The sequence below is a fragment of the Sphingomonas sp. Marseille-Q8236 genome (assembly GCF_965112005.1).
In genome coordinates this window covers 1,710,320-1,736,740 of record NZ_CBCOPO010000001.1, presented here as the reverse complement: position 1 = coordinate 1,736,740, position 26,421 = coordinate 1,710,320, and the positions used below count along the sequence as shown (strand labels likewise).

Below are 26,421 nucleotides of genomic sequence, written 5' to 3'. Positions count from 1 at the left end.
CCCTTATCGCGAACCGGCGGCTCTTGCATCCGCCTTTTTCGTCCGCAGCGTCGCAGAGGCCGCCGCCGGGTCGTCGGGCCAGGGATGGCGGGGGTAGCGGCCGCGCATTTCCTTAGCCACCGCGCTCCAGCTTCCCGCCCAGAAACCGGGCAGGTCGCGCGTCGTCTGGATCGGGCGACCGGCGGGCGAGGTCAGGCTGAGGACCAGAGGCACCCGCTCGGTGCCGATCACCGGGTGCTCGGCCAGGCCGAACAGCGCCTGGACGCGCAGCTCCACCCTGGGCCCACCTTCCGCCGCATAATCAATTGCATGGCTACTGCCCGCCGGGCTGGTGAACTGGGCGGGCGCCATCGAATCGATTCGCCGCTGGTCGTTCCAGTCGATCAGGTTGCGGATCGCCTCGGTCAGCGCGCCGGGGGCGATCGCATCCAGCCGCCTCTTGCCCGCCACCAGCGCGGGCAGCCAGTCGTCCAGCCGCGCGATCAGGGTCGCATCGTCCAGCGCCACCCCGGCATAGGCCGCCCGCGCGCGATAGGCCCCCGCCCCGTCGCTCCACGGCAACAGCGACAGGCCATGCGTCTGCACCCCCTCGACCAGCGCCTCGGCGATCGCCTCGGGGGAAGCACCCGAATCGGGTCCGCTCGACAGGCGCAGCCCGCCCAGCCGCCGTTCGCGCAACGCCTCGACGCCGCCGGTCGCGGGGTTGAAGGTGACGGTGCGCCTGGTCTCGATCCGATCGGCGAACAGTGCCTCGACGGTGGCGAGGTCGAGCGGCGCGGCGGACAGGATGCGCGCGCCCGACGCCGCGCCCTGCGTCTCGCCCACCGCCAGCCATTGCGCACCGGCCAGCGCCGATGCCGGATCGAGCCGGAAGCCCCGCCCGCCGACGCTCGCCCAATTCTCGCCGGTCGAATCGCGGCGACGCGCGACCCGGTCGGGATAGGCCAGCGCCAGGCAGACGCCCGCCGGATGGTCCCACGCCTCGCGCTCGACCGGCTTGGGGGCCAGGCTGGTCCAGCGTTTCGCCATCTGGCGCGCCGCCTCCGCCTTGGGACCACGCTCGGTCCGCCAGCGACGCAGGCGTTGTTCGACATCGACATCCTGCCCGCCAATGCCCCGTTCGCCCAGCAGCACCGCGACCTCGGCGGCGGTGGCGGCCAGCCCGCGCTCGCCGCTGCGGATCAGCATATGCGCCAGGCGCGGCGGCATCGGCAGCGCGGCGATCGCCTTGCCATGCGCGGTCGGACGGCCGGTGTCGTCCAGCGCCTCCAGCACGGTCAGTCGCGCGCGCGCCTCGGCAACCGCGGCCTCGGGCGGCGGGTCGAGCCAGGGGAGCGCGCGCGGGTCGCCCACCCCCCATAACGCGGTGCCGAGCAGCAGCGCCGACAGGTCCGCCTCCAGGATTTCGGGCGGATCGAAGCGCGGCAGCCCCGCCGTGGCCGCCTCTTCCCACAGGCGATAGGCGACGCCGGGCGACTGGCGCGCGGCGCGGCCTGCGCGCTGGGTGACGGCGGCCTGGCTGGCGCGCTCGGTGACCAGCCGGGTCATCCCCGCCGCGCGATCGTAGCGCGGGCGGCGGGCCAGCCCCGAATCGACCACGATGCGCACCCCGTCCAGCGTCAGGCTGGTCTCGGCAATCGACGTGGCGAGGACGATGCGCCGCCGCCCCTCCGGATCGCGCCGGATCGCCGCGCGCTGCGCCGCCGGGTCGAGCGAGCCGTGGAGTTCATGGACCGCGATTCCGGCGGGCAGGCTCGCCAGCCGCTCGGCGGTGCGAGCGATCTCGGCGGTGCCGGGCAGGAAGGCCAGGATGTCGCCCTCCGCCTCGTCCTGAAGCGCACGGCGGATGGCGGCGGCGACCGAATCCTCGATTCGCGCCTCTGCCGCACGGCCGAGATGGCGAAGCGTCAGCGGATGGCTTCGTCCTTCACTCTCGATGACGGGCGCGTCGCCCATCAGGCTGGAAAAGCGGCGGCCATCAAGCGTCGCCGACATCGCGACCAGCCGCAGGTCGGGACGCAGGCCCGCTTGTGCGTCCAGCGCCAGCGCGAGGCCGAAATCGCCGTCGAGGCTGCGTTCGTGGACCTCGTCGAACAGCACCGCCGAGACGCCCGCCAGCTCGGGATCGGCCTGGATGCGCGCGACGAAGATGCCCTCGGTCACCACGGTCACGCGGGTCGCGGCGCTGACCCTCGTATCCATGCGGGTGGCATAGCCGAAGGTGCGGCCGACCGGCTCCTCGGCCAGCGCGGCCATGCGTTCGGCGGCGGCACGGGCGGCAAGGCGGCGGGGGGAGAGGAGCAGGACCTCTCCGGTGCACCAGGGCTGGTCGAGGAGAGCGGGCGCGACGGCGGTGGTCTTGCCCGCGCCCGGCGGCGCGACAAGGACGGCGTTGGGAGCGGCCGCAAGCGCGGTCAGCAGGTCGGGCAGGACGGCGGTGACGGGTAAGGTCATGCCGCTCGCGATACGGGGTTTGCCGGGCGGGGTGAAGGACCTCGCCCCAATTCCCCTTCCCCCCGTTCAGGCTGAGCGAAGTCGAAGCCCATGCCTGGGCATTTGCCCAGCGGACAGGCTTTCCCTTGGCCTTCGACTACGCTCAGGCTGAACGGAGGTGGGGTGCCTTATCCGCAAAGCCGTTCCCCGGCGAAGGCCGGGGCCCAGGCTCCACCAAGCCGGAGGCGCGCCACGCAACGCGGGGGAGGCAAACCGCCCCGCGCCCTTAGGAATCCACCGCAACTGGGCCCCGGCCTCCGCCGGGGAACGGCCTCAATATGCCCGCGCGACCGCGAACTCGACCGCTTCGATCATCGCCGCCTTGGCGGGGCTATCGGCAAAGCCCTTGATCGCCTCGATCGCCAGCCCGCCATAATGGCGCGCGCGCGCCATCGTGTCGTCGACCGCACGGCTCTTGCGGACCAGCGCGATGGCGTGGGCGAAGTCCTCATCGGAAGTGCGCCGCCCCTCGACCGCGTCCTTCCAGAACTGGCGCTCCTCGTCATTGGCGCGCGCATAGGCCAGGATCACCGGCAGGGTCATCTTGCCCTCGCGGAAATCGTCGCCCGCATCCTTGCCCATGGTTCCCGCATCGGAGACATAGTCGATCGCATCGTCGATCAGCTGGAACGCGATGCCCAGGTTGCGGCCATAGGCCTCCAGTGCCAGCTCCTCCGCCTCGGGCCGCTCGGCGACGACCGCCGCGATGCGGCAGGCGGCGGCGAACAGCGCGGCGGTCTTGGCGTCGATGATCGAGAGGTAACGCTCTTCGGGCAGGCCCACCTGCCGCACCGCGGTCAGCTGGTTCACCTCGCCTTCGGCGATCACCGCCGAGGCGCCCGATAGGATGTTCAGCACCTTCAGGCTGCCCGCATCGACCATCAACTGGAAGGAGCGGCTGAACAGGAAGTCGCCGACCAGCACGCTCGCCGGATTGCCCCAGATGATGTTGGCGGTCCGCCGCCCGCGCCGCAGGTCGGAGCCGTCGACCACGTCGTCGTGCAGCAATGTCGCGGTGTGGATGAACTCCACCGCCGCGGCCAGCACATGGTGGCTGGTCCCCTGATAGCCGAGCAGCTGCGCGCTCGCGAGCGTCAGCATTGGGCGCATCCGCTTGCCCCCGCCCGAGATCAGATGCCCGGCCAGTTGCGGGATCAGCGGGATCTCCGACCGCATCCGGTCGATGATGACCTGGTTCACGGCGTTCATGTCGTCCGCCACCAGCCGGATCATCGTGTCCAGCGAGGGCGCGGGCTTGGCGAGGCGGGTGGCGGTTACGGTCATGGGCAGGTAAGAGCCTCTGGCGACAACGCTTGCCGAACGCAAGCCTAAGCGCGAAAGGGCCAGCGCGAATTCATGTGCCGCGCGCATGCCAGAGGGAGATATGCCAACCATGTCCGACACCGTGCTGACCGGTTATCGCCAGTCGATCGACAATATCGACGCCGCGCTGGTCTTCATGCTGGCCGAGCGGTTCAAGGTCACCCAGGCGGTGGGTCGCTACAAGGCCGAGAACGAACTCCCCCCCGCCGATCCCGGCCGAGAGGACGCCCAGATCGCCCGTCTTCGCCAATTGGCGAGCGATGCGCAGCTCGATCCGGAGTTTTCCGAGAAATTCCTGCGCTTCATCATCGATGAGGTGATCCGCCACCATGAAAAGCTGCGTGGCTGATGGCCTTTCTTCTCGCGATCGAGGGTGCCGACGGCGCAGGGAAAGCCACGGCGACCGCCGCCGTCACCGAGCGGCTGAACGCCGCCGGGCTATCGGCCGCCGCGCTGTCCTTCCCCCGCTATGCCGAGACGATCGGCGGCTGGGCGCTGGGCGAATATCTGGCGGGGCGCCTGCCCCATGCCGCTGCGCCCGAGACGGCAGCGACCCTTTATGCGCTCGACCGATTCGAATCGCGGCCACATCTGATCGCGCTGGCCGAGCGCCACGACGTCATCGTCTTCGACCGCTATATCGCGTCCAACATGGCCTATCAGGCGGCGCAGGTGCCCCCCGAACAGGCCGAGGCGCTGCTGCAATGGATCGAACGGCTGGAGACGGTGCAGTTCCGCCTGCCCGCGCCGCATCTGTCGGTCTATCTCGACACGCCGCTGACCGTCGCGCGCGACCTGATCGCCCGCAAGCGCAAGCGCAGCTACACCGACGAGACCTATGATGCCTATGAGGCCGATCTGGGGCTCCAGGCGCGGGTACGGGCCAACTATGCCGCGATGGCGGACGGCGCGATGCTGGGCGAATGGGCGACGGTGTCGACCGTGGCGCATGGGAATTTGCGCGATCCGGCGGAGATCGCCGACGAGATTACCGCGCTGGTGACGGGGCGACTGGGGTAAGCTCTCATTGCGCGCGAAGGCGCGAGGAGAAAGAGGAGGGTTCGCGCGGAGGCGCAGAGAACGCGGAGATGTCGTACCCTTTGGGCCGCACAGTCCTCTTCCTCATATGATCGAAGAAAGGATTGCGCGCTGTCGCACGCGATTCCGTCTCTGCGCCCTCCGCGCCTCTGCGCGAAATCAGCATCTTCCTTTCCGGCTTCGCGCGAACAAGATTTGTTTGGGGATGGCGCCCCTCAATTCGACGCGCGAATCGTCCCTGCCAGCGGTGCGAAGCGAGCGACCTGCTGGCCGACCAACCGCAATTGCCCCTCCACCGAGGCATCGTTGATCCGGCCATCCTCATCGAACCGCGTCTGCTGCGAATTCACCGCCGCCGCAAAGGGCGTCGGCCAGCCGCGCAGCGCATGGACGATAGAGCGCAGCGCCGCGATGGTCGAACCCGTCGCCTGCCAGCCATAGGCGGTCGCGATCAGCCCGACCGGCAGATCGGCCAGATAGGGGCGTTCGTCCTTCGCCGTCTCTTCGAGCAGGTCGAGCGCGTTCTTCACCAGCCCCGAGATGCTGCCATGATAGCCCGGACTGGCGATGATGATGGCCGAGGCCTGTCGCACGGTCTCTACAAAAACCCGCTCCGCCTCGGTCCGCTCCGCCGCGCGCGGATTGTAGAGCGGCAGGCGCGCCAGATCCTCGCCGCCGAAGACATGGGTGCGGAACCCCTCGTCGGCGGCGGCCGTCATCGCAATGCGAAGCGCACGCTCGGTCGAGGAGACGCTGCCGATCGTGCCGCCGATGCCGACGACGAGCGGGGAGGAGGAAGGACTGACCATGTCCGCCTTTCACCCCGGACCGGGCGGCTGGGCAAGGGTTAAGTTGCGACAAGCCCGCCCGATGGCGCGATGATGGGCCCGCATCAGGGGAAAGCGTCCGCGGCGCGTTACGCGATCAGTCCCACCAGAAGAACCACCAGTTCGTCGTCATCAATCCGGCGGCGAGATTGGACAGCGTGCCCGCCCCCTGCTCGATGACGTCGGGGCAATATTCATACATTTCGCGCGCCAGCCGCAGGGCCTCCACCCGATCCCGTGGTCGGGTCCTGACCCGGATGTTCATCGTGTCGCCGTTGATCCCGACCAGTTCGGCACCATAGCGCCGATTCCAGTCGTGCAGCGCCGCGACATGATATTCCGATGGCGGACAGGCATTCCAATTGCCCCAGCGCAGATAGGCGGGCGCTTCCCAAGCGTGCCGGGTCGGCAGCATCAATATGTGCACCCGGTCACGGACCTGGCCGGATGCCACGTCCTCGATGACGAACAATCCCGGCTCTTCGGGACCGTCCCCGACGTCCCTGGGCCATTCGCCGACCGGGGCCCGCAAATCCTCCCCGCCATTCTCCTTCGACCAACGGTGGAAATCCGCCGGAAAACGAAGGGCGTCGGCCGCCGCGACGATCTGGGCCGGCGTGCGCGGAGCCGGGCGATTCGCGGGCCCGCCCGACATGGCCGGGTCATCGATCGAGAACTGCTCGGCGATCCGCTCCAGATCCTCGTCCCCGCCGATCACCACCGGCCAGCCACGCCCGGCGCCTTTGAGCCGCTCCCACTCCGCCAGCGCGTTCCGGCCGGGCACGGCGATCCGCTCATAGGTCAGCGCCGCCATCATCCGCTGGTGCATCGCCTGATAGCGGGTGCGCTGTTCAGGCGTGAGGTGGGAAAGATCGTCCGTCATCTGTCCACTCCCCATCGGCCAAGACGCACCGAGCAGCGCGCTCATCGCTAGCCCACCGATCATCTACCGCCGCGTCGGTTCCATGGCGTGCAGCTTGGCATGTCGATGCGCACGCCCGCAATCGATTCCGGCGGCCCCGGCAAAAATCCCGATCGGCATATTCGGGGCTGGCACGCCCGCCCCCAGGGGGTAGAAGATCGATATAAAAGCATAACAAGAGGACCGGACGGGGCATGACGAAACACCTCCCCTGGATTGCGCTGGCGATCGTCGGAGCGGGCGCCTTGGGCGTCGTAGCGACGGTGCGCGGAGAACCGATCAATGCCTTGTGGATCGTGGCCGCCGCCGTCTCGGTCTATCTGATCGCCTATCGTTATTATGCGCTGTTCATCGCGCGGGTGATCGGCATCGACCCCAGCCGCCCCACTCCGGCGATCCGCCGCGCCGACGGCCTGGACTATGTCGCGACCGACCGGACGGTGCTGTTCGGCCACCACTTCGCCGCGATCGCAGGCGCGGGGCCGCTGGTCGGGCCGGTACTGGCGGCGCAGATGGGCTATCTGCCGGGCACGCTGTGGATTCTCGCGGGCGTCGTGCTGGCGGGGGCGGTGCAGGATTTCCTGGTGCTGTTCCTCTCGATGCGGCGCGACGGGCGCTCTCTGGGCGAACTGATCCGCATGGAGATGGGCCCCGTGGCGGGCACCATCGCGCTGTTCGGCGCCTTCATGATCATGGTCATCATCCTGGCCGTGCTGGCGCTGATCGTCGTGCGTGCGCTGGCCGATAGCCCGTGGGGGCTGTTCACCGTCGCCGCGACCGTGCCGCTCGCGATGCTGATGGGCGGCTATACCCGGTGGGTGCGACCGGGGAAGATCGGCGAGGTGTCGATCATCGGCTTTATCGGCCTGATCCTCGCCATCGTGTACGGCCAGTCGATCGCCGAGTCCGCCGTCCTCGCGCCGCTCTTCACCTTCACGCCGGTGCAGCTCTGCTTCCTGCTCATCGGGTACGGCGCGGTCGCCTCGGTGTTGCCGGTGTGGCTGCTGCTCGCGCCGCGTGACTACCTCTCGACCTTCCTCAAGATCGGCGCGATCGTGGCGCTGGCGATCGGCATCGTCATCATGGCCCCGCCGCTGAAGATGCCCGCGCTGACCCAGTTCATCGACGGCAGCGGACCGGTCTGGGCGGGGCCGCTCTTCCCCTTCCTGTTCATCACCATCGCGTGCGGCGCGGTGTCGGGCTTCCACGCGCTGATCGCCAGCGGCACCACCCCCAAGCTGATCGCCAGCGAGAAGGACGCGCCGTTCATCGGGTACGGTGCGATGCTGATGGAAAGTGCGGTGGCGATCATGGCCTTGGTTGCCGCCTCGATCCTCGATCCGGGAGTCTATTTCGCGATGAACGCGCCTGCCGCCGTGCTGGGCACCGACCCGGCCAGCGCCGCCGCCGCCGTGACCGCGATGGGCTTTCCGATCTCGGCCGACACGCTGACGCAGGTGGCCAAGGATGTGGGCGAACATACGATCATCAGCCGCGCGGGCGGTGCGCCGACGCTGGCGGTGGCGATGGCAGAGATCTTCAGCCATCTGTTCGGCGGACAGGCAATGAAGGCCTTCTGGTATCACTTCGCCATATTGTTCGAGGCGCTGTTCATCCTGACCGCCGTCGATGCAGGGACCCGCGCCGGGCGGTTCATGCTCCAGGACCTGATCGGGCTGGCCGTGCCCAGCTTCCGGGGATCGAGCAAGGTCGCGCCGGGCCTGATCGCGACGGCCCTATGCGTCGCGGCCTGGGGCTTCTTCCTCTACCAGGGCGTCACCGATCCGCTGGGCGGGGTGAACACGCTGTGGCCGCTGTTCGGTATCTCCAACCAGATGCTCGCCGCCGTCGCGCTGATGCTGGCGACGGTCGTACTGTTCCGCATGAAGAAGGACCGTTTCGCCTGGATCACGGTCGTGCCCACCGTCTGGCTGCTCGCCTGCACGTTGACCGCCGGGTGGTTGAAGATATTCTCCGCCGACCCGCGCGTCGGTTTCCTGGCCCATGCCGACAAGTTCGCCAGTGCGGCAGCGGAAGGCAAGATACTGCCCCCCGCCAAGACCATGGCGGAGATGGGGCGGATCGTCTTCAACGACCGGATCGACGCGGGGCTGTGCGCGATCTTCCTGGGCGTGGTGCTGGCGATCCTGGTCTATGCAGTGCGGACATGCCTGATCGCGCGCCGGATCGACCGGCCGAGCATCAGCGAAATCCCGTCTGAGATGGCGGCGGCCGAATGAGCTGGCTCGCCCGCCTGCGTGAGATCGGCAATGCCATGGTCGGGATGCCGAGCTATGACGCCTATGTCGCGCACATGGCGGCCAGGCATCCCGACCGTGAGCCGATGGACGAGGTGACGTTCTTCCGTGAGCGGCAACAGGCGCGCTACGGCGGCAAGAATGGCGGGCGTTGCTGCTGACCGTTCACGCGAAGCCGCGATGGCGCGAAGAGGAAAGAAGGTTGGTTCGCGCGGAGGCGCGGAGACGCGGAGAGAAAGAGGGGGGCATTACCCCCTCCGTTTAGCCTGAGCGTAGTCGAAGGCCATGGGATGATGCCCGCCACGCGGGCGGAACGCGCCAGCGTTCGTTGAGCCTGCGGCTCGAAGGTCCTTAGACGACTCCTTCCCTTGGCCTTCGACTACGCTCAGGCCGAACGGAGGTTCGAGAGAGAGGTAGTAAGAACCTGCCGCTGCCCCCTCTGCGCCTCCACGCCTCTGCGCGAACCACAAAAATCTCCGCGTCTCCGCGTCTCCGCGCGAACCAAAAACCCTCGCGCCATCGCGGCTTCGCGTGCCCCCGAAAGCCCCGATCCGCCGCTACCCTTGCCTTTTGACCAAGCCACGGCTACATCGCGTTCCCATCCGAACAGCGCGGACGGACCTTTCGTCGCAGGCCCCTTGGGTCAGCGACGGCGGACCCATGCCTCGCTGACAATATTTCAACGCAGGTGCGGGAACGGCACGAGTGGCGAAGACGACCCCCATCGAATTCTTCAACCAGGTCAAGACCGAGACCAAGAAGGTCGTCTGGCCGACGCGGCGCGAGACGGTGATGACCGGCGTGATGGTGGTCGTTATGACCACGATCCTGGCCATCTTCTTCCTGGCGGTCGACTCGTTCTTCGAGACGCTGGTCCGCACCCTGCTGTCGCTCGCGAAGTAAAAGGGTTCCCATGGCGCGCTGGTACATCATCCACGCTTATTCCGGTTTCGAGGGCAAGGTCCGCGACTCGATCATGGCCGAGGCGACCCGTCTGGGCCTTGACCATCTTGTCGACCAGATCGAGGTACCGACCGAGACCGTGACCGAGGCCCGTCGCGGCAAGAAGATCGCGGTCGAGCGCAAGTTCATGCCCGGCTACGTGCTGGCCAAGCTGGACATGACCGACCAGGTCTATCACCTCGTCAAGAACACGCCGAAGGTGACTGGATTCCTGGGCGCGATGGGCAAGCCGCAGGCGATCAGCGAAGGCGAAGCCACGCGGATGCTGAATTCGAAGGAAGAGGCCGCCGCCGCCCCGAAGCACAAGGTCAAGGTCGATTACGAGATCGGCGACGCGGTCAAGGTGCTGGAAGGTCCCTTCGCCAGCTTCAACGGCGTGGTCGAGGAACTGGATTTCGACAAGTCCAAGGTCAAGGTGTCGGTGTCGATCTTCGGTCGCGCGACCCCGGTGGAACTGGATTTCGAGCAGGTCGAACGCTCGAAGTAAGTTCGGACCATCCGACGAAAATAGGGCCGGGGCGGCAACGCCACCGGCCCTTTTTCGTGTCCGGGACCCTGCCCATCCCTTCCCAACCTCCGTTCAGGCTGAGCGAAGTCGAAGCCCACGCCGCGCGCGAATCCCGCGCACTTCGACTTCGCTCAGTGCGAACGAAGGGAGGGCGCCATCAATGGGTTACCCCCTTACAATGTCGCGCTGTCCGCCACTTGCCGGAACGCCGCTACGCCGCTGTCGAAATAATGCAGCCGTGGCGCCTCGAAGGTGATCAGATACAGCTTGCCACCGATCATCGCCCCGCGTCCCTCGCCCTTGCGCGGCAGGTCCTCGTTGGGCCGCGTGAAGCTGTAGGTGAAGCGGATGCCGGGCTTGCCGGCAAAGGCCATCGGCTCCATCCCCTCAACGGTGAACAGCGGCGTGTCGAGCGCGATGCGATAGCTGTTCTCGACCAGCGTCGGAATGTCCGTGACCAGCATCGTCGCCTTGACGCGCGGCAGCGGCTTGGTGCGCTTGCTGACCTCGCGGAACAGCGTCTGTTCGGGCTCGATGCCGCCATAGAAGGTCAGGTCGTTCAGCAGGTCGCCATCGAAGGTCCAGCTTTCCGAATTGCGGCCGGGCCGGGCGCCCAGCTTGTTCCACTCGACCGAGGGCGTCACCGTCAGCACCGACTTGGCAACCGCCACCGGCTGCCCCGCCGGGATCAGCCGATTGCCGGCAAGCGCCGGCGCCGCGACCAGCGCCAGTCCAATCGCCGCGATCTTCAAACCTCTCATTGCACGCCCCCTTCCCCGATCAACATCGCCATGGCCGCACGGTCGCTCGCCTGCGGTGCGCGTTCCAGATAGGTTTTCAGCGCCGCGCGCCCTGCCGCCTCCTGCTGCCCTCGCAGCAGCGACAGACCCAGGCCACGCCAGGCGATCGGATCGGTGCAGCCCGCATCGATCGCCTGCTGATAGAATTGCGCCGCGCTGACCAAGTCGCGCGGATTGCCCCGCTCCCGATAGAGTTCGCCGCGCGTCAGCAACAGATCGGGCGTCCACGCGTCCGCCGCCAGTTCGCCGAGCAGATATTCCGATCCGCCGAAATCGTTGAGCTTGATCTGGTCGGCCAGGAAGATCGCGCGCCATGGCTTCATCGCGGTCAGGAACGCATCGCGCGCTTCGTCGCCACGATCGGCGTCCATGCCAGCCGCCTCACGCAGATAGATCGCGCGGGAGAGTTCGGTCGGATGGTCGGCGAAGAAACCCGCGGAGTAATGATGGGTGACACGGCGCTTGCGGCCCAGGGCCGTCGCGTCCTCCTCCGCCATCAGCCGCTCCCAGATGTGCGAAGCGGCCAGTGGTCGATACCCCGCCGCCGTCAGATAGCGCAGGCCCATCAGATCGGCCTCGGTCTCCTGCGCGCGGCTATAGGCGAAGTGGAGCCGGATCAGGCTGATGGGCAAGGTGCTGTAAGGCGAAATCACGCCCGTCCAGGCGATGATGTCGCCGATCGTCCGCCCCCGGCGAAACGTCTTCAGCCCATGGCGCATCTCGAAATGCCCGAATTCGTGGCCGAGCACGGCCGCCAGTTCGGCCTCGTCACGCAAGCGGAGCAGCGCGCCGGTCCACACGACCATCATGCCGTTGGGGGCCATGAACGCGTTGAAATAGGGCGCGCGCACGACATAGATCCGCACGCCGCGACAGCGATCCTCTCCCACCGAGCGGCAAAGAACCTTGCTCACATAGGCGTTCAGGCCCTCGTCCCGGATCACGGCCGGCGAGTCGCGCAGGTCGCGCTCGGCCTCATCCGCCTGCTGCCACAGCCCGCGTTCATCGACCGTGGTCGGCGTATAGGCCGCGCCATAGGGCGGCAGCGGCGCCAGCCTGTCCGCGCCGCCCGCCCCCAGGGCCGCGCCCGCAAGCGCGGCGGCGATCATCCATCCGGCCATGCCGACCTCTCCTTCAGCGCGCGGCGGTCTTGGTCGGAACAGGGGGTGCGGCGGGCGATTCGGCCGGTTTGCCCGGGAAGCCCTCGAGCAACTGCGACACCCGCTTCGTCGCCCCCTCCGGCGTGCGGACATCGCCGCCCATGGCGAGGTCGGCGTTCAGCCAGACCAGATCGCCGGTCTTCAGGTCGATCAGCCCGGCATAGCCCTTATGCACCCCGGAACTGACACCGACACCAGCCACCCCGGCGGCGAACAACTGAAGCAGCTTGCGCCCGGTCGAGCCATAATGATCCTCGGTCGTCACGAAGAGCGCATAATCCGCCCCCTGCACGCCCGGCAGGCTGGCGACCTCGGGCCCAATCGACCACAGGAAGCTGTCGTCCCGCTTCTTGGTGGGCAGGCGATTGCCGGGAAAGAACTGATAGGTTTTGACCGAGTCGGCCAGTGCGGTGAACAGCGCGCGATATTCATGCGCCGTCGCCGCGCCCTGCCCGACCGGCTCGACATGGTTGACGACCCGGTTGCCCAGCCGGCCTTGTGCATCGGCCAGCGCCTTGCCCAGATTCTCGCGAGCCTGGTCGGTCCAGTCGGCGTTGGGTTCGTAGGAACCGCCGGTCGATTGCGCGCCGACCGCGATCTCGGGCCGCATCAGGACGATGGTCGCGGTGCCGGGTGCCAGCGTAAAACCGGGCTTGTTGCCGGTCTTCTCCTGCGCCGCCAAGGGCACGGCGACCATCGTCAGCGCCACCGCAAAGGCCAGCGCGCCCATTCCCCGTCGCATGTATCGAACCCCCGTTCAAGATGGCGGAACCGGTCGCTCCCTCGACCGAATCGTCCATCATGCGGGGACCATGACATGGCCGGATCGGCCGCGACAAGCGCATTCCCCGCCTTGCCATTCCCTCCATTTTCGGCTATCGGCCCGCGCTTCCCTAGCATTATGCGACGGAACCCTTGCGGGAGGGTGCGCTGGCGTTCGCCTTCGTGCCCGTCACGACCGCTAGACTCGAAAAGAGAGTGACATGGCAAAGAAGATTACCGGCTATATCAAGCTGCAGGTCCCTGCAGGCGCCGCCAACCCCTCGCCGCCGATCGGCCCGGCGCTGGGTCAGCGCGGTGTGAACATCATGGAATTCTGCAAGGCGTTCAACGCGCAGACCGGCGAAGTCGAGAAGGGCACGCCCCTGCCCACCGTCATCACCGTCTATGCCGACCGTTCGTTCTCGTTCGAGACGAAGACCGCGCCTGCGACCTACCTCATCAAGAAGGCGGCCAACCTGAAGTCGGGCTCGAAGGAGCCGGGCAAGGTGTCGGCGGGCAAGATCGCGCGCTCGAAGCTCGCGGAAATCGCCCAGGTCAAGATGAAGGACCTGAACGCCAACGATATCGAGGCTGCGACCAAGATCATCGAAGGCTCCGCCCGCGCGATGGGCCTCGAAGTGGTGGAGGGCTAAGATCATGGCGAAGCTGACCAAGAAGCAGAAGGCCGTCCAGATCGATTCCGAGAAGCTGCACGGCATCGACGAAGCGATCACGCTGGCTCGTACCAACGCGACCTCGAAGTTCGACGAGACGATCGAAGTCGCCGTCAACCTGGGCGTTGACCCGCGTCACGCCGACCAGATGGTCCGCGGCGTCGTCACCCTGCCCAAGGGCACCGGCAAGACCGTTCGCGTCGGCGTGTTCGCCAAGGGCGCGAAGGCCGACGAAGCACGCGCCGCTGGCGCCGACGTCGTGGGCGCCGAGGACCTGATGGAAACCATCCAGGGCGGCACCATCGACTTCGATCGCTGCATCGCGACCCCGGACATGATGGGCGTCGTCGGTCGCCTCGGTAAGGTGCTGGGCCCCAAGGGCCTGATGCCGAACCCGAAGCTGGGCACCGTGACCATGAACGTCGCCGAAGCCGTCAAGGCGGCCAAGGGCGGTCAGGTCGAGTACCGCGTCGAAAAGGCCGGCATCATCCACTCGGGCATCGGCAAGGCGTCGTTCCCGGCGGAAGATCTGCGCGCCAACTTCGACGCGCTGGTCGACGCTCTCATCAAGGCCAAGCCGTCGGGCGCGAAGGGCAAGTATGTCCGCAAGATCGCCGTCTCGTCGACGATGGGCCGCGGCATCAAGGTGAACGTCTCGGAAGTTCCGGGCGCGTAAGCCTCGCCGCAGCCGTCAGGCTGACAGGATCAGGGGGTCGGAACTTCGGTTCCGGCCCCTTTTTCGTTTTGGGGTGGCGGTGATGGCGGGATCGCCCAGGCACCCCTAAACCGGTTCAGCCTGAGCGAAGTCGAAGGCCACGCATCAGTCTCACTGCGCTCATATCCCATGCAGTTCGACCTCGCTCAGTGCGAACGTAGGGCGGGCTTGGTGGCGGACAAGGCGCACATCAATCCCAACCCTCAGGGGGGGGCTCATGGGGCCATGCCATGACCGCCCCATTGGTTTTGGTCAGTCCAAAACGTCACTCTCAACGTGGCAGGTCATCATCCCGCACCGGAATCGCGCCCGAGCGCATGACCGTCCACCCGGCCAGCCTGTGCCCACGCAGCGCCGCCTCGGCCGGGGAAAGCCCATCCAGACGCGCCGCCAGATACCCGGCATTGAACGCATCCCCCGCACCGCTGGTATCGCGCGGCGACAGGCGCTCGGGCGGCGGCACGATGCCGACATCGCTTAACAGGCAACCGTCCGCGCCCAGCTTCACCACGACCTCCCCGGCGCCGAGCCCCTGCCAATGCGCCTGCACGTCCGCCGCCGAGGTCGCACCGTTGAGCATCGCCTCATCCTCCAGCGTCGGCAGGCCAATGTCGCAGGTGGACACCGCGCGCCGACACAGATCCTGCGCCTCCTGCCGGTCCCGGAACAGGCGAGGACGGTAATTGCCGTCGAACGCCACCCGCCCACCGCGCGCGCGAAGCCGATCGGCCAAGGCGATCAGCCGGTCGCGTCCTTCATCGTCCAGTATCGCCAGCGTGATCAGCGAGAAGAGCAACAGGTCGGCCTGCTCCACCGCTGCCATCACCGCCTCCGCACCGGGCAGCGACAGGGTCCGGCGCGCCGCACTTTCCCCACGCCAATAGGCGAAGCTGCGCTCGCCGCTGGCATCGGTCGAAATGGCGTAGAGCCCGGGCATTCGCGTCGGGTCTCGCCGGATCAGCGAGGTATCGATCCCCTCCCCGGCCCAATCGCATAGCAGCCCGTCGCTGAACGGATCCTCCCCCAGCGCCGTGACGTAGCGGATATCCTGCCCGAGCCGCGCGAGATGAATGGCGGTGTTGAGCGTATCGCCACCATAGCCGAGCCGCCACAGATCGCCCTCGGCGCGCGACAGCTCGACCATCCCCTCGCCCACGATCACGATCCGCATGCTCATTCTCTCCCAAGGCCTATGCCGATGCTATTATCCGATAGTGGCAAGGCCAAAATTTGTAACTGGTCAATCAGAATAGCCGATGCTACCGCTAACGGTGAAAAATGTGGCGTACAGGACGGGGATGGCGACGTGTTGATGATCCAGTCTATGCGGTGGTTCGGGCCCGCCGACCCCATAGCCTTGTCCCATATCCGCCAAGCCGGTGCCACGGAAGTCGTGACCGCGCTGCACGAGATTCCCAACGGGATGGTCTGGCCGCGCGAGGCGATCGCGGAACGCCGTGCGACGATCGAGGCCGCCGGTCTGGGCTGGTCGACGGTCGAGAGCCTGCCTGTCCATGACGCGATCAAGCGCGGCCAGATGACCGACGACTTGGTGCAGGCCTATGGCGACAGCCTGCGCAATCTCGCGGCGGAGGGTATCCGCACCGTCACCTATAATTTCATGCCGCTGCTCGACTGGACCCGGACCGATCTGGACTGGGCATTGCCCGACGGTGCGACGGCGCTGCGCTTCGAATGGGCGGCGGTGGCGGCCTATGACATTCATATCCTGCGCCGTCCGGGGGCCGAGGCGGATTATTCGGAGGCCGTCCGCGCCGCCGCCGCCGATCGCTTTGCCGCGATGACGCCCGAGCAACGGCACCGACTGGAGCGCACGATCATCGCAGGGTTGCCGGGCAGTGAGGAGAGCTTCGACTCACCCGCCTTTCTGCGCGCGATCGACAGCTATGCCGGAATCGATGCCGAGCAGCTGCGCGCCAACCATATCGCCTTTCTGCGGGCGGTCTGTCCGATCGCCGAAGAGGTCGGCATTACGCTTGTCGTCCATCCCGACGATCCCCCCTTCCCCATTTTCGGCCTGCCGCGCGTGGTCAGCACCGCCGGCGATCTGGATCAGCTTTATGCCGCCGTCCCGTCGGCGGCGAACGGGCTGTGCTTCTGCACCGGATCGTTCGGCGCGCGGCCCGACAATGACCTGCCCGCCATGGTCCGCCGTTTCGCCGACCGGATCGACTTCCTCCACCTCCGCTCGGTCGGCTGGGAAACGGGCGAACGCAATTTCCACGAGGCGGAGCATCTGGGCGGCCACGCCCGCATGACCCAGGTGATGCAGGCGATCGTCGAAATCTCGCACGCGCAGGGCCGTGCGATCGTGATGCGTCCCGACCATGGCCACCGGATGATGGACGACCTTCATCGCACCTCCAATCCCGGCTATTCGCTGCTCGGCCGGATGCGCGGGCTGGCCGAGCTGCGCGGGCTGGAGCGCGGGATCGTCCACATGCTGGGCCTGAACGCGGCGGCGGCATCGGCCGAACTGGAGATGATCGCATGACCCGCCCGCTGGACCTGCATCCCGACCGGCTGTTTCCAGCCGACCCGACGCTGCGCGGCATCGCCCGGACGCTCTATGCCGAGGTTGCGGGCCTGCCGATCATCAGCCCGCACGGCCATACCGATCCGCGCTGGTTCGCGACCGACGAACCCTGGCGCGACGCCAGCGACCTGCTGCTCGCGCCCGATCATTACATCTTCCGCATGCTCTACAGCCAGGGCATCGCGCTGGACAATCTGGGCATCCCGCATCGCGGCGGCCGCCCCGCCACTGATCCGCGCGCGGCGTGGAAGCTGTTCGCGTCCCATTATCATCTCTTTCGCGGCACGCCGTCGCGCATGTGGCTCGACCATGTCTTTGCCGAGGTTTTCGGCATCGACGTCGCGCTGGAGGAAGCGACCGCCGACCGCTATTTCGATGCGATCGGCGAGGCGCTGGCCACTCCCGCCTTCCGCCCCCGCGCGCTGTTCGAGCGGTTCCGGATCGAATGCCTGGCGACGACCGAAGGCGCCGACGATCCGCTGGTCCATCATCAGGCGATCCGCGACTCCGGCTGGCAAGGCCGCGTCATCACCACCTATCGCCCCGACAGCGTCATCGATGTCGAGCATGAGCAGTTTACCGGCGCGATGCAGCGTTTCGCCGAGCTGACCGGTGAGGATGTGTATAGCTGGTCGGGCTATCTCGCCGCCCATGCCAAGCGCCGGGCCGCGTTCCGCGCGCTGGGCGCGACCGCGACGGATCATGGCCACCCCACGGCGGCGACCGCGAACCTGTCCACGGCCGAATGCGAGGCGCTGTTCGCGCGTATCGTCGGCGGCGGCTGGACGCCCGCCGATGCCGAACTCTTCCGCGCGCAGATGCTGACCGAGATGGCGAAGATGAGCGTCGCGGACGGCATGACGATGCAGATCCACCCCGGATCCTATCGCAACCACAATGCGGGTCTCTTCGCCAGCCATGGCCGAGACAAGGGTGCGGACATGCCGATGCGCACCGATTACGTCCATGCGTTGAAGCCCATGCTCGACGTAGTCGGCAACGAGCGCGACCTGACCATCATCCTCTTCACGCTGGACGAGAGCGTCTATGCGCGCGAACTCGCACCGCTGGCCGGCCATTATCCCTGCCTGAAGCTGGGCCCCGCCTGGTGGTTTCATGACAGCCCGGAGGGGATGCGCCGCTTCCGCGAGATGACGACCGAGACGGCGGGCTTCTACAATACGGTCGGGTTCAACGACGACACCCGCGCCTTCCTGTCGATCCCGGCACGGCATGACGTGGCGCGGCGAGTCGATTGCGCCTTCCTCGCGCGGCTCGTCGCCGAGCACCGGCTGGAGGAGGATGAAGCGGTCGAACTTGCCCTTGCGCTCACCAACGGGCTGGTTCGCGCGGCGTATAAGCTGTGAGCCGGTTGAGCGAGGCGGCCGTCGCCGCCCTACCCGGAGGCGTCGCACGGCCCGGTTACGACCGGGCAGGCCAGCGGATCGGGATCGTCCATATCGGCCTCGGTGCGTTCCACCGGGCGCATCAGGCGGTCTATACCGACGATGCGATGGCGGCAGGGGACCGCAACTGGGGCATTGCGGCCGCGTCGCTGCGCTCGTCGGGCGTGCATGACCAGATGGCGCCGCAGGACGGCCTCTATACGGTCACCGAACGGTCGAGCGAGGGCGAGGCGGTCCGGCTGATCGGTGCGATCCGCGACGTCACGGTGGCCGCGAAAACGCCGGAGCGGCTGGCGGCATGGCTCGCCTACCCCGACGCACGGGTCGTCACCCTGACCGTCACCGAAAAGGGCTATTGGCGGCGGCCCGATGGCACAACCGATCTGGCGGGCATCGTTGCGGACGGAAACAGCATTTACCACCATCTCGCCCGCGCCGTGGTCGCGCGGCGGGCGGCGGGACTGGGCCCGTTGACGCTGGTGAGCTGCGACAACCTGCCCGACAATGGCCGCGTCCTGCGGGACGGGCTGGCGGCGTTCCTCGACCATCAGGGCCATGGCGCGGACCTCGGCTGGTTCGAGCGCGAGTGGCGCTGTCCCAACACCATGGTCGACCGGATCGTCCCCGCCGTCACCGACGCCGGTCGCGCACGGGTCGAGGTCATGCTGGGCATGCGCGACGAAGCCGCCGTCTTCACCGAACCCTATCGCCAATGGGTGATCGAGGATGATTTCGCGGGCGACCGCCCCCGCTGGGACGTGGGCGGGGCGCAATTCGTCGCCGATGTCGCCCCCTATGAGACCGCGAAGCTGCGGATGCTCAACGGTGCGCATTCCGCGCTCGCCTATCTCGGGTTGGAGCGCGGGCATAGCTTCGTGCATGAGGCGGTCGCCGACCCGGCGATCCGACCGATCGTCGAGACGCTGATGCGGGTCGAGGCAGCGGGCAGCTTCGCCCCCGCCAACGGCCAAGCACTGGAACCCTATGCCGACGCGCTGTTCGCGCGCTTCGGCAACACCACGCTGGAGCATCGCCTGTCGCAGATCGCGAGCGACGGATCGCAAAAGGTGGGACCACGCTGGCTCACCTCGCTGGCGGCGCATGGCGAAAAGGGTGAGGTCGCGCCTGCGACGCTGACCGCGCTGGCGGCGTGGCTGCGCTTCATCCGGACCGGCAACGACGCCTCCCCGGATCCGCGCCGGGCGGACCTGGCCGCGCTCTGGGATCAGGGCGATGCAGCGCAGGTGGTGGAGGCCCTGTTCGGGTCCGGCGGTTCGATGGCGGGGATGTGGCAGCCGACCGAGCCGCAGCGGGCGGCACTTTTGCGGGACATTGAGGGGTAAATTCCCCCCGGGGCCGGCGGAGGGGTGGCAACGCCGGCGATGTCACGCTTCGCCGGCGTCCATGCCCCCTCCTCCACCGCTTCGCAGCAGTCCCTCCCCACCTGCGATGGGGAGGATCGGGGTTACTGGCCGTCCTTGGGTGCTTCTTCAGCGGGAGCTTCGCTGGGGGTGTCCTTGGGCGTACGCTGCACGCGGGAGGTCATGCCGGTGGCGGAGGCGTCGTCCATCATCTGCTGATCGACGGTCCGCTCGGGCGGCGGGGGCGGTGGCGTATCCTCGGCAGCGGTGTTGGTGGTCTCGACCGGTTCGGCGTCGTTGGTCATGACCGGCGCCTCGTCTTCCACCGGCACATTCTCGACCACGCCCGCGTCATTCTCCACCGGCACGGGCGGGTCTTCCGACGAGCGCGAGCACCCGGCCAACGTCGGCAGCAGCAGCCCGGCCGCGAGCAGTGCCATGGCCCGCTTGTTGGTCATCCTGATCATATCGGTCCCTTTCAATCCTTGGTCGATTGCGCACGCTCGGCGGAGCGTGCCTCGATCTTGCTGGCGAGTTGCGCGTCCCAGCTATAGGGGTCCTCGCGGAAACCCACCTGTCCGTCCGCATTGGCGAACGCGGTCCAGTAGAGCAGATAGACCGCCACCGGCTCCGCCATGGTCGCCCGCACCGTCTTGCCCGAGGCGAGCACCGCATCGACCTGCGCCGGTTGCCACTCGGGCGTGGTCTTCAGCATCAACGCGGCGAGGTCGGCGGGCTTTTCCAGCCGGACACAGCCATGGCTGGCCAGCCGGTCGAACTTCGAAAAGCCGGATTGCGCGGGCGTGTCGTGCAGATAGACGGCGAAGTCATTGGGGAAATCGAACTTGAACCGCCCCAGCGCGCTCTTCTCGGACGATTGCTGCAACCGCTTGGTGCCGTCGCCATTGTCGATCACGCGAAACCCGGCGCGCTTCAGATAGCCGGGATTGGCCCGCTCCTTGGGCCATAATTCCTTGTTCGCGATCGAACTGGGCACGTTCCATGGCGGGTTCAGCACGATGCTGCGGATGGTGGAGACCAGCATCGGCGTCTCGTTGCCCGGACGGCCCGTCACTGCCTTCATCGACATGACGGGATTGTCGCCGTCGAACACGGTCAGCACGGCGGCGGCGATGTTCACCTGAACACGCTTGGCCTCCAATTGCTGCGGCAACCAGCGCCAGCGTTCCATATTCGCCATGATCTGGCGAATCCGCTGCGACACCGGCACGTTGAGCGCGGCGACCGTCTGCGCACCCACGGTGCCGACCGGGTTCAGGCCATAGCGGCGCTGCGCCCGGCGGACGGCGGCCAGCAGATCCTCGTCGAATTTCTCGCCGGTCGGGCTGACCGCCGGGTCCTCCATCGCCAGACGCTTGCGCAACGCCACGACCTGCGGCCCGCTCGTCCCGAAATTGACGATGGTGGCGGACAGCGGCGACCAGCCCCCCGCCGCCGCCATCTCGCGGTAGCGCGCCAGCCCCTTCACCAGCGCGTCATAGCCCGCATAGGGAGGCGGCAGGGACGCGATCCAGGCCGCCAGCCGGTCGCTGCGCACCGCGTCAGCAAAGCCCGGCAACGGATCGAACGCCTGCGGCCGGATGCCCCAATCCTTGGTGAAGTCGGCGGTATCGAGCCGGCCGACATGCACGGCATGCGCATAGTCGAGCGCGACGCGGGTCAGCGCGGCGGGCGACAGGCTGGACAGGTCGCGCGGCGGCCCCTGGCGCAACCCCTGGGCCACTTCGGCCTTGGCGACCAGCGTGGCGAGCTGGCGGACCTGCGAGTCGCTCAGCTTCGGAACGGCGACAGGGGGAGCGATGGTCTGCGGCACCGGCTGGACAGTGGCGGAGGGTGATGTCTGAGGCTGGGCGGGCGTACCGGGCAGCATCACCGGGGGCGGCGCGACTTGCGCCATCAGGGGCGTGGCAACCAGCGACCCTGCCGCCAGCGAGCCGAGCAGCCGGGCGAGCGATGGGCCGAAAACGAAGGAATGCGATGCGGTCATGTCGGTATGATAGCCCCTATTCGTCGGAATGTCGTCGCCGGAGCGCGCGCTTACCGCACGCAATCCTACGCCAAGCTGAACCGCGCGGGGAAAATGTCGGGCAAATCCAGGGTAGTGAACGGGTCAATTCGCCGCCTTGCGCCCGAAATCGTAACCGAGACCCAGCAATAGCGCGCGCGTGTCGGTCACCCGCTGATTGACGCCGATCGCCAGCGGGCTGCGGATCGTGGTGCGGATATGGCTGTCCTGCACCAGCCCGCGCGCAGTCAACGAGGCAGTCCAGCGTGGCGAAACGGTGTGACGCCATACCAGATTCACCGCGCCCGCGCCGCTTCGCACCCCCAGCGGAAGCAGTTCCGGCCCCTGTCGATTGGCATCGAGGTGCACCTTGTCCCGCCTGGTCGCGTCCCAATCCACCGACGCCTGAACCGACCAGCCGAGCAGGGACGCTCGATAGGGGCCGAAATCATCGTCCCGGGCGATCCGGTCGGATCGGACATTGCCGCTCAGGCTATAGCGGATGGTCTTGCCGATCGGCCCCGACAGCACAACCTCGCCCCCGATCGATCGACGGACGCCGTTGTTGCGGACGGTGCGCAACAGGACATTGTCCACCCCGAACCGGTAATCGTCGCCGATCAACCGGTCGGTCCGGCGGAGATAGAGGGTGGCCGTCGCCTGAAAGCCCGAATGGTCGAAGCCATATTCGGCCTCCGCCGTGTCGATGTCTTGTGGGCGGAGCAGCGGATTGCCGCGCGACTGATTCTGGGGATCGACGGTGAACAGGACCGGGTTCAGGTCGCTGGGGTCCAGCCTGTCCCGCGAACGCGAGAGGCGCAGGGCCAGGTGATCGCGGCCCATGTCGCGCGTGACGGACAGGCGGTGCGCGAATCCCGCGACCCGGCGGCGCACCGGTTGCGATGACGGCACCGTCGAAACCGCGACCCGGACGTCCTCCAGCCGGCTGCCCGCCTCCACGGCCCAATCGCCTTCGCGATAGGTGATGGCGGCGTGGACGGCGGCGATATGCTGCACTCCGTCGAACCGGGATAGCGTGGGATAGGGGAGGATCGCGCTCCGCAGGGGATCGAAACCCACCTGCCCGTTCGCCACCCAATCCGCCTCGCGCTTGCCCTCCGCGCCCGCGCGCAACTTCCAGGACCGGGACAGCGGCAGATCATAGTCCATGGCGACCCGGTCGATCACCGACAACGTCCGGAACACGACCCGCTCCCCCATGGCGGGGCGAACCGGCATGTCGTAAACGGTGGTGAAGGGGCGGTCCGCGCGCAGTCCCGTTTCCTCATGCTGTGCCTCGATCGACAGCGAGCCATGGGTGTCGGACGGCTTTTGCCGGTAATAGAGGCTCAGGTCCCGATCGTCGTTGCGATAGGTCCCCGCCCTCACCCGGCGATAGAGGCTGTCCGGCTCGCCTTGCCCGACGGAGTCGCGATGCTCCTCGAAGATGCGGTTGATCGGGCTTCCTTCCGACAGGGCCGTCTCGACCCCGATCTCGCCCTTATCGGTCAGGGCGTAGGACAGGCTGGCCGTCAGATTGGCCGAGCGGCTGTGCGTCGGGCTATAGCGGGACCGGGTCACGAAACGCCGCGCTACCCCGCCGTCGCGATCCAGCAGCAGGCGGTCGTCATCGACCGTCATCAAGCGCACATCGTCGCGCAGCGCCATATCGATCGACGCCTTGACCCATCCGGCTTGCACGGTGGCGTTGCCTGACAGGGTGCGGCGGCCGCGATCGCCGACATTGCCGGCCACCCGTCCCCGCACCCCCTCCCCCCGTGCCTTTTTCATCACGAGGTTCAGGATCATCCCGCCTTGCGCATCGTAGCGGACCGAAGGGTTGGTCAGCAGTTCGACCGATGCGATCGATCCCCCCGACAGAGCCTCCAGCGCCGCGCCGCGATCGGGTCCGTTCAGCGCGGCGGAGGGGCGGCCATCGACGAAGATCCGGACCTTCGCATCACCGCGGATCGTCACCCGGCCATCCGGCGCGACATGGACCGAGGGCACGGTGTTGAGAAGATCGGTCGCCGTGCCCGCCACGCCCTGCGCATGGTCGCCGGTCGAATAGACGACGCCCTCCAGCGTGCGCTTCGCGGGCAGGCGGCGTCCACTGACCACGATGTCCTTCCGATCGGGCTTGTCGCCGTTCGGGTCGGCCGTGTCCTGCGCCGCCAGGGTCTGCGGTACGAGCAGCAACAGAGGCGAGGTCGTCACGACGATGCAGCGCCATCGCCATTTCCGATGCCCTGGTCGTCGGGCCATCGTCCGGGCACGATGATCCGTTGCACGCACGAACGGCATCTTGGCAGACCTGTCGCAAGGGGGTGGGCCCCGAAATGGGGATGTCCTTGCCTAGCCCGTTGCCCCGCGCGCCACTAACGATCAATTGTCCGGGAAGACCCCAATTTTCCTCATATCGCCGGGGGAAGCCATGCCGGTTCGAACTGCGGCTGCCGGGGAGAGAGCGGTGCAATGCGGCGCAAGGCGCCCACGTTGAGCAGCCTTACCCGTTGCCCCGACCGCGAGATCAGCCCTTCCATCTCCAGCGAGCGGATCGTGCGGTTCACATGGACGGCGGTCAGCCCCAGCAGGTCGCCGATGATCTCCTGCGTCAGGGGCAGGACGAAACCGTCATCCTCCACCAGACCGATCGGGGTCAGTCGCGCATGGAGATCGACCAGAAACCGGGATAGCTGTTCGCGCGCCGACGCCTTGCCCGTCACGGCCAGCGCATCCATCAGCGCCAGACGCTCCATTTGCGTCGCGACCGTGAACATCGCGGCCAGGCGGGGCAGTTCGGTATAAAGCCGCCCCAGCCGTTCATAGGGGACGAACGCCGTCACCGCCTCGGTAATCGCGGTCAGCGTGTCCGCCGCACGGGGCAGGACCATGCTCGGCGTGGCCAGCATATCGCCGGGCAGATGTACCTTCTGCACCAGTCGATTGCCGCTGCGCAGCAGGATGGAGGAACTCACCCATCCCTTGATAAGCAGGTAGATGCCCCGGATGGCATCGCCCTCGCGTTGGAATGTCTCGCCACGCCGCCGGACGACCTCGTCGTCACCCAGGGCGAGAAGCGCCTGCTCCTCCCTGGGGGTCAGATTGGCAAAAGCGCTGTAGCGGTGGATCGGGTACGCTATGCCTGTTTCCTTTCGAGTGCCAAAGGCGGCCGAAAAGGGGCAAATCCACGACCGCAACCGTAACGATAGCCATATCGTCGCGGGTCGTCCTGTGCCTACATCAATCACATAGCGGGAAACGTCTCGGTCTGGACCGGTGGCCACGCGGCACGCGCCCCGCCCTGTCTCGCCCACCGCCTCGACCCGGCGGGATTATGCCAATGCTATGCGAAAGGCGAAAATCCGTCTCGAAATGCTATGTCGCGGGCGATAGCTGGATCGCCACGACAAGGATTGTGGCATGGCGGCATGGCATCGATCGCGACGCGCGGATGGCGCGTTGCGGGGCGGCGGACTGATCTTATGGATGATCGCCTATGCGGCGATGACCCATCTTCGCGCGGGGCACCCCTCCCCGGTGTCACCCGGTGCAATGGCACTGGCGCTGGCGACAATCGGCTTTCTGGGGGCCAGCGCCGGAACCGCACTGGTCATGCTGGGCCGCCACCTGTTCGATGAGGTGGAGGTCAGTGCACGCTGGCGGACAAGGACCTCGCCCCGCGCGGTGGAGGAGACACGGCATGACTGACCAAGCGTCGCCGAACGGCGATCCGCGATGGTCCCGCATCGTCGACGCGCTGTCACATCTGCGCGAGCGTCGTCGTCATGCGGTGCGAATTATCGACATGGATTGCGCGGGCGGTGCCTTGCTGATCGCGGCAACCCGCCAGGCGCGATTGCTGGGCTTCACCGCGATCGAGGGGCTTGGCATCGACCCGTCGCCCCAGGCAATCGGTCGCGCGCGGGCGGCGGCGCGACGGCTGGGCGACCCAGCGATCGGGCTCGACTTCCAACGTGCCGAGGGGGTGCAGGCCCTGGCGAAGGAGGCCGACTTTCCCGCCGACATTCTGATATGCCACGCCACCAGCATCCCGGCCGCGCTTGCGGCGGCGGGCGATCTGGTGATCGGCGACCAGGCAAATGCCAATGGCGGGAAGCATTTCCGATGACCTGTCGCGATCTCTGCTGGAAAGCCGGGGGCCTCGCGCTGACCGGCCTGGCCTGTACCCTGTGCCTGGTGCTCGACAGATCGCCATGGCAGATGCTGCTCTTTCCACTGGCATTGCTGGGACTGCCGCTGATGATTCACGGCAAGCGGGTCGGCCAGATGGTCCGTGCCGAGCGACGCGGCCATGCGCATACCGCCGATCTGGTCCGTGCCGCGCGACTCCGCCGGCACGCCGAGGGTCGAGGCCTGTCCGGCCGCTGATCGGCTTGCCGAGGTAAATTCAGACGCCTTTTCAGGTGTTTTTACGCCCATGTCGCGGCATGGTGAGGCGGTTCCGGGGGCTGCGTCGTTCTCCATGCGATGACTATCGCCAAGCCATGGCTCCCGCCGCCATCAGCACCGCGCCGATCCGGTGCCGTTACAATCCTCTGGCACTCTTGCCTCCCTTTCCGTACCCAATCGCGCTTGCGAATGACTGACGGAAAGCGATTTGGGCC

Annotated in this window: 26 protein-coding genes; 14 read left to right on the top strand and 12 right to left on the bottom strand. The window is 67.3% G+C overall.

Features of this window, described 5'->3' with window-relative positions:
• Positions 1–3 precede the first annotated feature (3 nt).
• Together hrpB and ACWPWT_RS08255 are read right to left on the bottom strand one after the other, a co-directional pair.
• Positions 4–2,454, bottom strand: coding sequence for an ATP-dependent helicase HrpB (hrpB, locus tag ACWPWT_RS08260; protein ID WP_454279284.1), 2,451 nt, complete (start codon positions 2,452–2,454; stop codon positions 4–6).
• 312 nt (positions 2,455–2,766) lie between these two features.
• The gene (locus ACWPWT_RS08255; RefSeq protein ID WP_454279283.1) at positions 2,767–3,777 is read right to left on the bottom strand and encodes a polyprenyl synthetase family protein; all 1,011 of its coding nucleotides are present in this window, start codon (positions 3,775–3,777) and stop codon (positions 2,767–2,769) included.
• Positions 3,778–3,886: 109 nt separating this feature from the next.
• On the opposite strand from ACWPWT_RS08255, the gene ACWPWT_RS08250 reads away from it, so the two are divergent.
• A complete protein-coding gene (locus tag ACWPWT_RS08250; protein ID WP_261269004.1) occupies positions 3,887–4,165 on the top strand; it encodes a chorismate mutase in 279 nt (92 codons plus the stop codon).
• The gene (locus ACWPWT_RS08245; RefSeq protein ID WP_454279282.1) at positions 4,165–4,836 is read left to right on the top strand and encodes a thymidylate kinase; all 672 of its coding nucleotides are present in this window, start codon (positions 4,165–4,167) and stop codon (positions 4,834–4,836) included. Before ACWPWT_RS08250 ends, ACWPWT_RS08245 begins: the two co-directional genes overlap by 1 nt.
• 233 nt (positions 4,837–5,069) lie before the next feature.
• Here the strand turns inward: ACWPWT_RS08245 and ACWPWT_RS08240 are convergent, their stop codons facing one another.
• Together ACWPWT_RS08240 and ACWPWT_RS08235 are read right to left on the bottom strand one after the other, a co-directional pair.
• A complete protein-coding gene (locus ACWPWT_RS08240) occupies positions 5,070–5,663 on the bottom strand; it encodes an NADPH-dependent FMN reductase (RefSeq protein WP_307100851.1) in 594 nt (197 codons plus the stop codon).
• A gap of 115 nt (positions 5,664–5,778) precedes the next feature.
• Positions 5,779–6,609 carry a DUF4253 domain-containing protein gene (locus ACWPWT_RS08235; protein WP_454279281.1) on the bottom strand — a complete coding sequence of 277 codons (831 nt, stop codon included), beginning with the start codon at positions 6,607–6,609 and terminating at the stop codon, positions 5,779–5,781.
• Between the two features lie 188 nt (positions 6,610–6,797).
• On the opposite strand from ACWPWT_RS08235, the gene ACWPWT_RS08230 reads away from it, so the two are divergent.
• From ACWPWT_RS08230 to nusG, 4 genes are all read left to right on the top strand, one after another.
• Positions 6,798–8,843: a carbon starvation CstA family protein gene (locus ACWPWT_RS08230; protein ID WP_454279280.1), complete on the top strand. Its 2,046-nt coding sequence runs from the start codon at positions 6,798–6,800 to the stop codon at positions 8,841–8,843.
• Positions 8,840–9,022, top strand: a complete 183-nt coding sequence (locus tag ACWPWT_RS08225) for a YbdD/YjiX family protein (RefSeq protein WP_076711492.1) — start codon at positions 8,840–8,842, stop codon at positions 9,020–9,022. Before ACWPWT_RS08230 ends, ACWPWT_RS08225 begins: the two co-directional genes overlap by 4 nt.
• 544 nt (positions 9,023–9,566) lie before the next feature.
• On the top strand, positions 9,567–9,764 hold the full coding sequence (gene secE / locus ACWPWT_RS08220) for a preprotein translocase subunit SecE (RefSeq protein WP_007407051.1): 198 nt from the start codon (positions 9,567–9,569) through the stop codon (positions 9,762–9,764).
• A 10-nt stretch (positions 9,765–9,774) separates the two neighbouring features.
• Positions 9,775–10,311 carry a transcription termination/antitermination protein NusG gene (gene nusG / locus ACWPWT_RS08215; RefSeq protein WP_261268998.1) on the top strand — a complete coding sequence of 179 codons (537 nt, stop codon included), beginning with the start codon at positions 9,775–9,777 and terminating at the stop codon, positions 10,309–10,311.
• A gap of 194 nt (positions 10,312–10,505) precedes the next feature.
• Here nusG and ACWPWT_RS08210 read toward each other — a convergent pair whose 3' ends face one another.
• Genes ACWPWT_RS08210 through ACWPWT_RS08200 form a run of 3 tightly spaced genes read right to left on the bottom strand, consistent with a single transcriptional unit; the run spans position 10,506 to position 13,034 of the window.
• Positions 10,506–11,093, bottom strand: a complete 588-nt coding sequence (locus ACWPWT_RS08210; protein WP_454279279.1) for a hypothetical protein — start codon at positions 11,091–11,093, stop codon at positions 10,506–10,508.
• Positions 11,090–12,253 carry a M48 family metalloprotease gene (locus tag ACWPWT_RS08205; RefSeq protein ID WP_454279278.1) on the bottom strand — a complete coding sequence of 388 codons (1,164 nt, stop codon included), beginning with the start codon at positions 12,251–12,253 and terminating at the stop codon, positions 11,090–11,092. Before ACWPWT_RS08205 ends, ACWPWT_RS08210 begins: the two co-directional genes overlap by 4 nt.
• A gap of 13 nt (positions 12,254–12,266) precedes the next feature.
• Positions 12,267–13,034, bottom strand: a complete 768-nt coding sequence (locus ACWPWT_RS08200; protein ID WP_454279277.1) for a hypothetical protein — start codon at positions 13,032–13,034, stop codon at positions 12,267–12,269.
• A 241-nt stretch (positions 13,035–13,275) separates the two neighbouring features.
• Here ACWPWT_RS08200 and rplK point away from each other — a divergent pair, with 241 nt between their 5' ends.
• Together rplK and rplA are read left to right on the top strand one after the other, a co-directional pair.
• Positions 13,276–13,707 (top strand): 50S ribosomal protein L11, encoded by a 432-nt coding sequence (gene rplK / locus ACWPWT_RS08195; protein WP_007407063.1) that lies wholly within the window; start codon positions 13,276–13,278, stop codon positions 13,705–13,707.
• A 4-nt stretch (positions 13,708–13,711) separates the two neighbouring features.
• Positions 13,712–14,404: a 50S ribosomal protein L1 gene (rplA, locus tag ACWPWT_RS08190; RefSeq protein ID WP_261268994.1), complete on the top strand. Its 693-nt coding sequence runs from the start codon at positions 13,712–13,714 to the stop codon at positions 14,402–14,404.
• 310 nt (positions 14,405–14,714) lie between these two features.
• Here rplA and ACWPWT_RS08185 read toward each other — a convergent pair whose 3' ends face one another.
• Entirely contained in the window at positions 14,715–15,614 is a 900-nt protein-coding gene (locus ACWPWT_RS08185) for a sugar kinase (protein WP_454279276.1), read from the bottom strand.
• 141 nt (positions 15,615–15,755) lie between these two features.
• Between ACWPWT_RS08185 and uxuA the strand changes: the two genes are divergently transcribed.
• From uxuA to ACWPWT_RS08170, 3 genes are read left to right on the top strand one after another with little or no spacing between them, the layout of a single operon-like run.
• Positions 15,756–16,958, top strand: a complete 1,203-nt coding sequence (uxuA, locus tag ACWPWT_RS08180) for a mannonate dehydratase (RefSeq protein WP_454279275.1) — start codon at positions 15,756–15,758, stop codon at positions 16,956–16,958.
• Entirely contained in the window at positions 16,955–18,367 is a 1,413-nt protein-coding gene (gene uxaC / locus ACWPWT_RS08175; protein ID WP_454279274.1) for a glucuronate isomerase, read from the top strand. The genes uxuA and uxaC overlap by 4 nt, the downstream gene beginning before the upstream one ends.
• Positions 18,364–19,749 (top strand): mannitol dehydrogenase family protein, encoded by a 1,386-nt coding sequence (locus ACWPWT_RS08170; protein WP_454279273.1) that lies wholly within the window; start codon positions 18,364–18,366, stop codon positions 19,747–19,749. The genes uxaC and ACWPWT_RS08170 overlap by 4 nt, the downstream gene beginning before the upstream one ends.
• A gap of 122 nt (positions 19,750–19,871) precedes the next feature.
• Here ACWPWT_RS08170 and ACWPWT_RS08165 read toward each other — a convergent pair whose 3' ends face one another.
• The 4 genes from ACWPWT_RS08165 to ACWPWT_RS08150 form a co-directional block, all read right to left on the bottom strand.
• On the bottom strand, positions 19,872–20,234 hold the full coding sequence (locus tag ACWPWT_RS08165; RefSeq protein ID WP_454279272.1) for a hypothetical protein: 363 nt from the start codon (positions 20,232–20,234) through the stop codon (positions 19,872–19,874).
• Between the two features lie 11 nt (positions 20,235–20,245).
• On the bottom strand, positions 20,246–21,775 hold the full coding sequence (locus ACWPWT_RS08160; RefSeq protein WP_454279271.1) for a L,D-transpeptidase family protein: 1,530 nt from the start codon (positions 21,773–21,775) through the stop codon (positions 20,246–20,248).
• 123 nt (positions 21,776–21,898) lie between these two features.
• On the bottom strand, positions 21,899–24,010 hold the full coding sequence (locus tag ACWPWT_RS08155) for a TonB-dependent receptor domain-containing protein (protein ID WP_454279270.1): 2,112 nt from the start codon (positions 24,008–24,010) through the stop codon (positions 21,899–21,901).
• Between the two features lie 197 nt (positions 24,011–24,207).
• A complete protein-coding gene (locus ACWPWT_RS08150; protein WP_454279904.1) occupies positions 24,208–24,864 on the bottom strand; it encodes a Crp/Fnr family transcriptional regulator in 657 nt (218 codons plus the stop codon).
• Positions 24,865–25,216: 352 nt separating this feature from the next.
• On the opposite strand from ACWPWT_RS08150, the gene ACWPWT_RS08145 reads away from it, so the two are divergent.
• From ACWPWT_RS08145 to ACWPWT_RS08135, 3 genes are read left to right on the top strand one after another with little or no spacing between them, the layout of a single operon-like run.
• Positions 25,217–25,504, top strand: a complete 288-nt coding sequence (locus ACWPWT_RS08145) for a hypothetical protein (RefSeq protein WP_454279269.1) — start codon at positions 25,217–25,219, stop codon at positions 25,502–25,504.
• Entirely contained in the window at positions 25,497–25,925 is a 429-nt protein-coding gene (locus tag ACWPWT_RS08140; protein WP_454279268.1) for an SAM-dependent methyltransferase, read from the top strand. Before ACWPWT_RS08145 ends, ACWPWT_RS08140 begins: the two co-directional genes overlap by 8 nt.
• Positions 25,922–26,185, top strand: coding sequence for a hypothetical protein (locus ACWPWT_RS08135; protein ID WP_454279267.1), 264 nt, complete (start codon positions 25,922–25,924; stop codon positions 26,183–26,185). Before ACWPWT_RS08140 ends, ACWPWT_RS08135 begins: the two co-directional genes overlap by 4 nt.
• Positions 26,186–26,421: the final 236 nt, after the last annotated feature.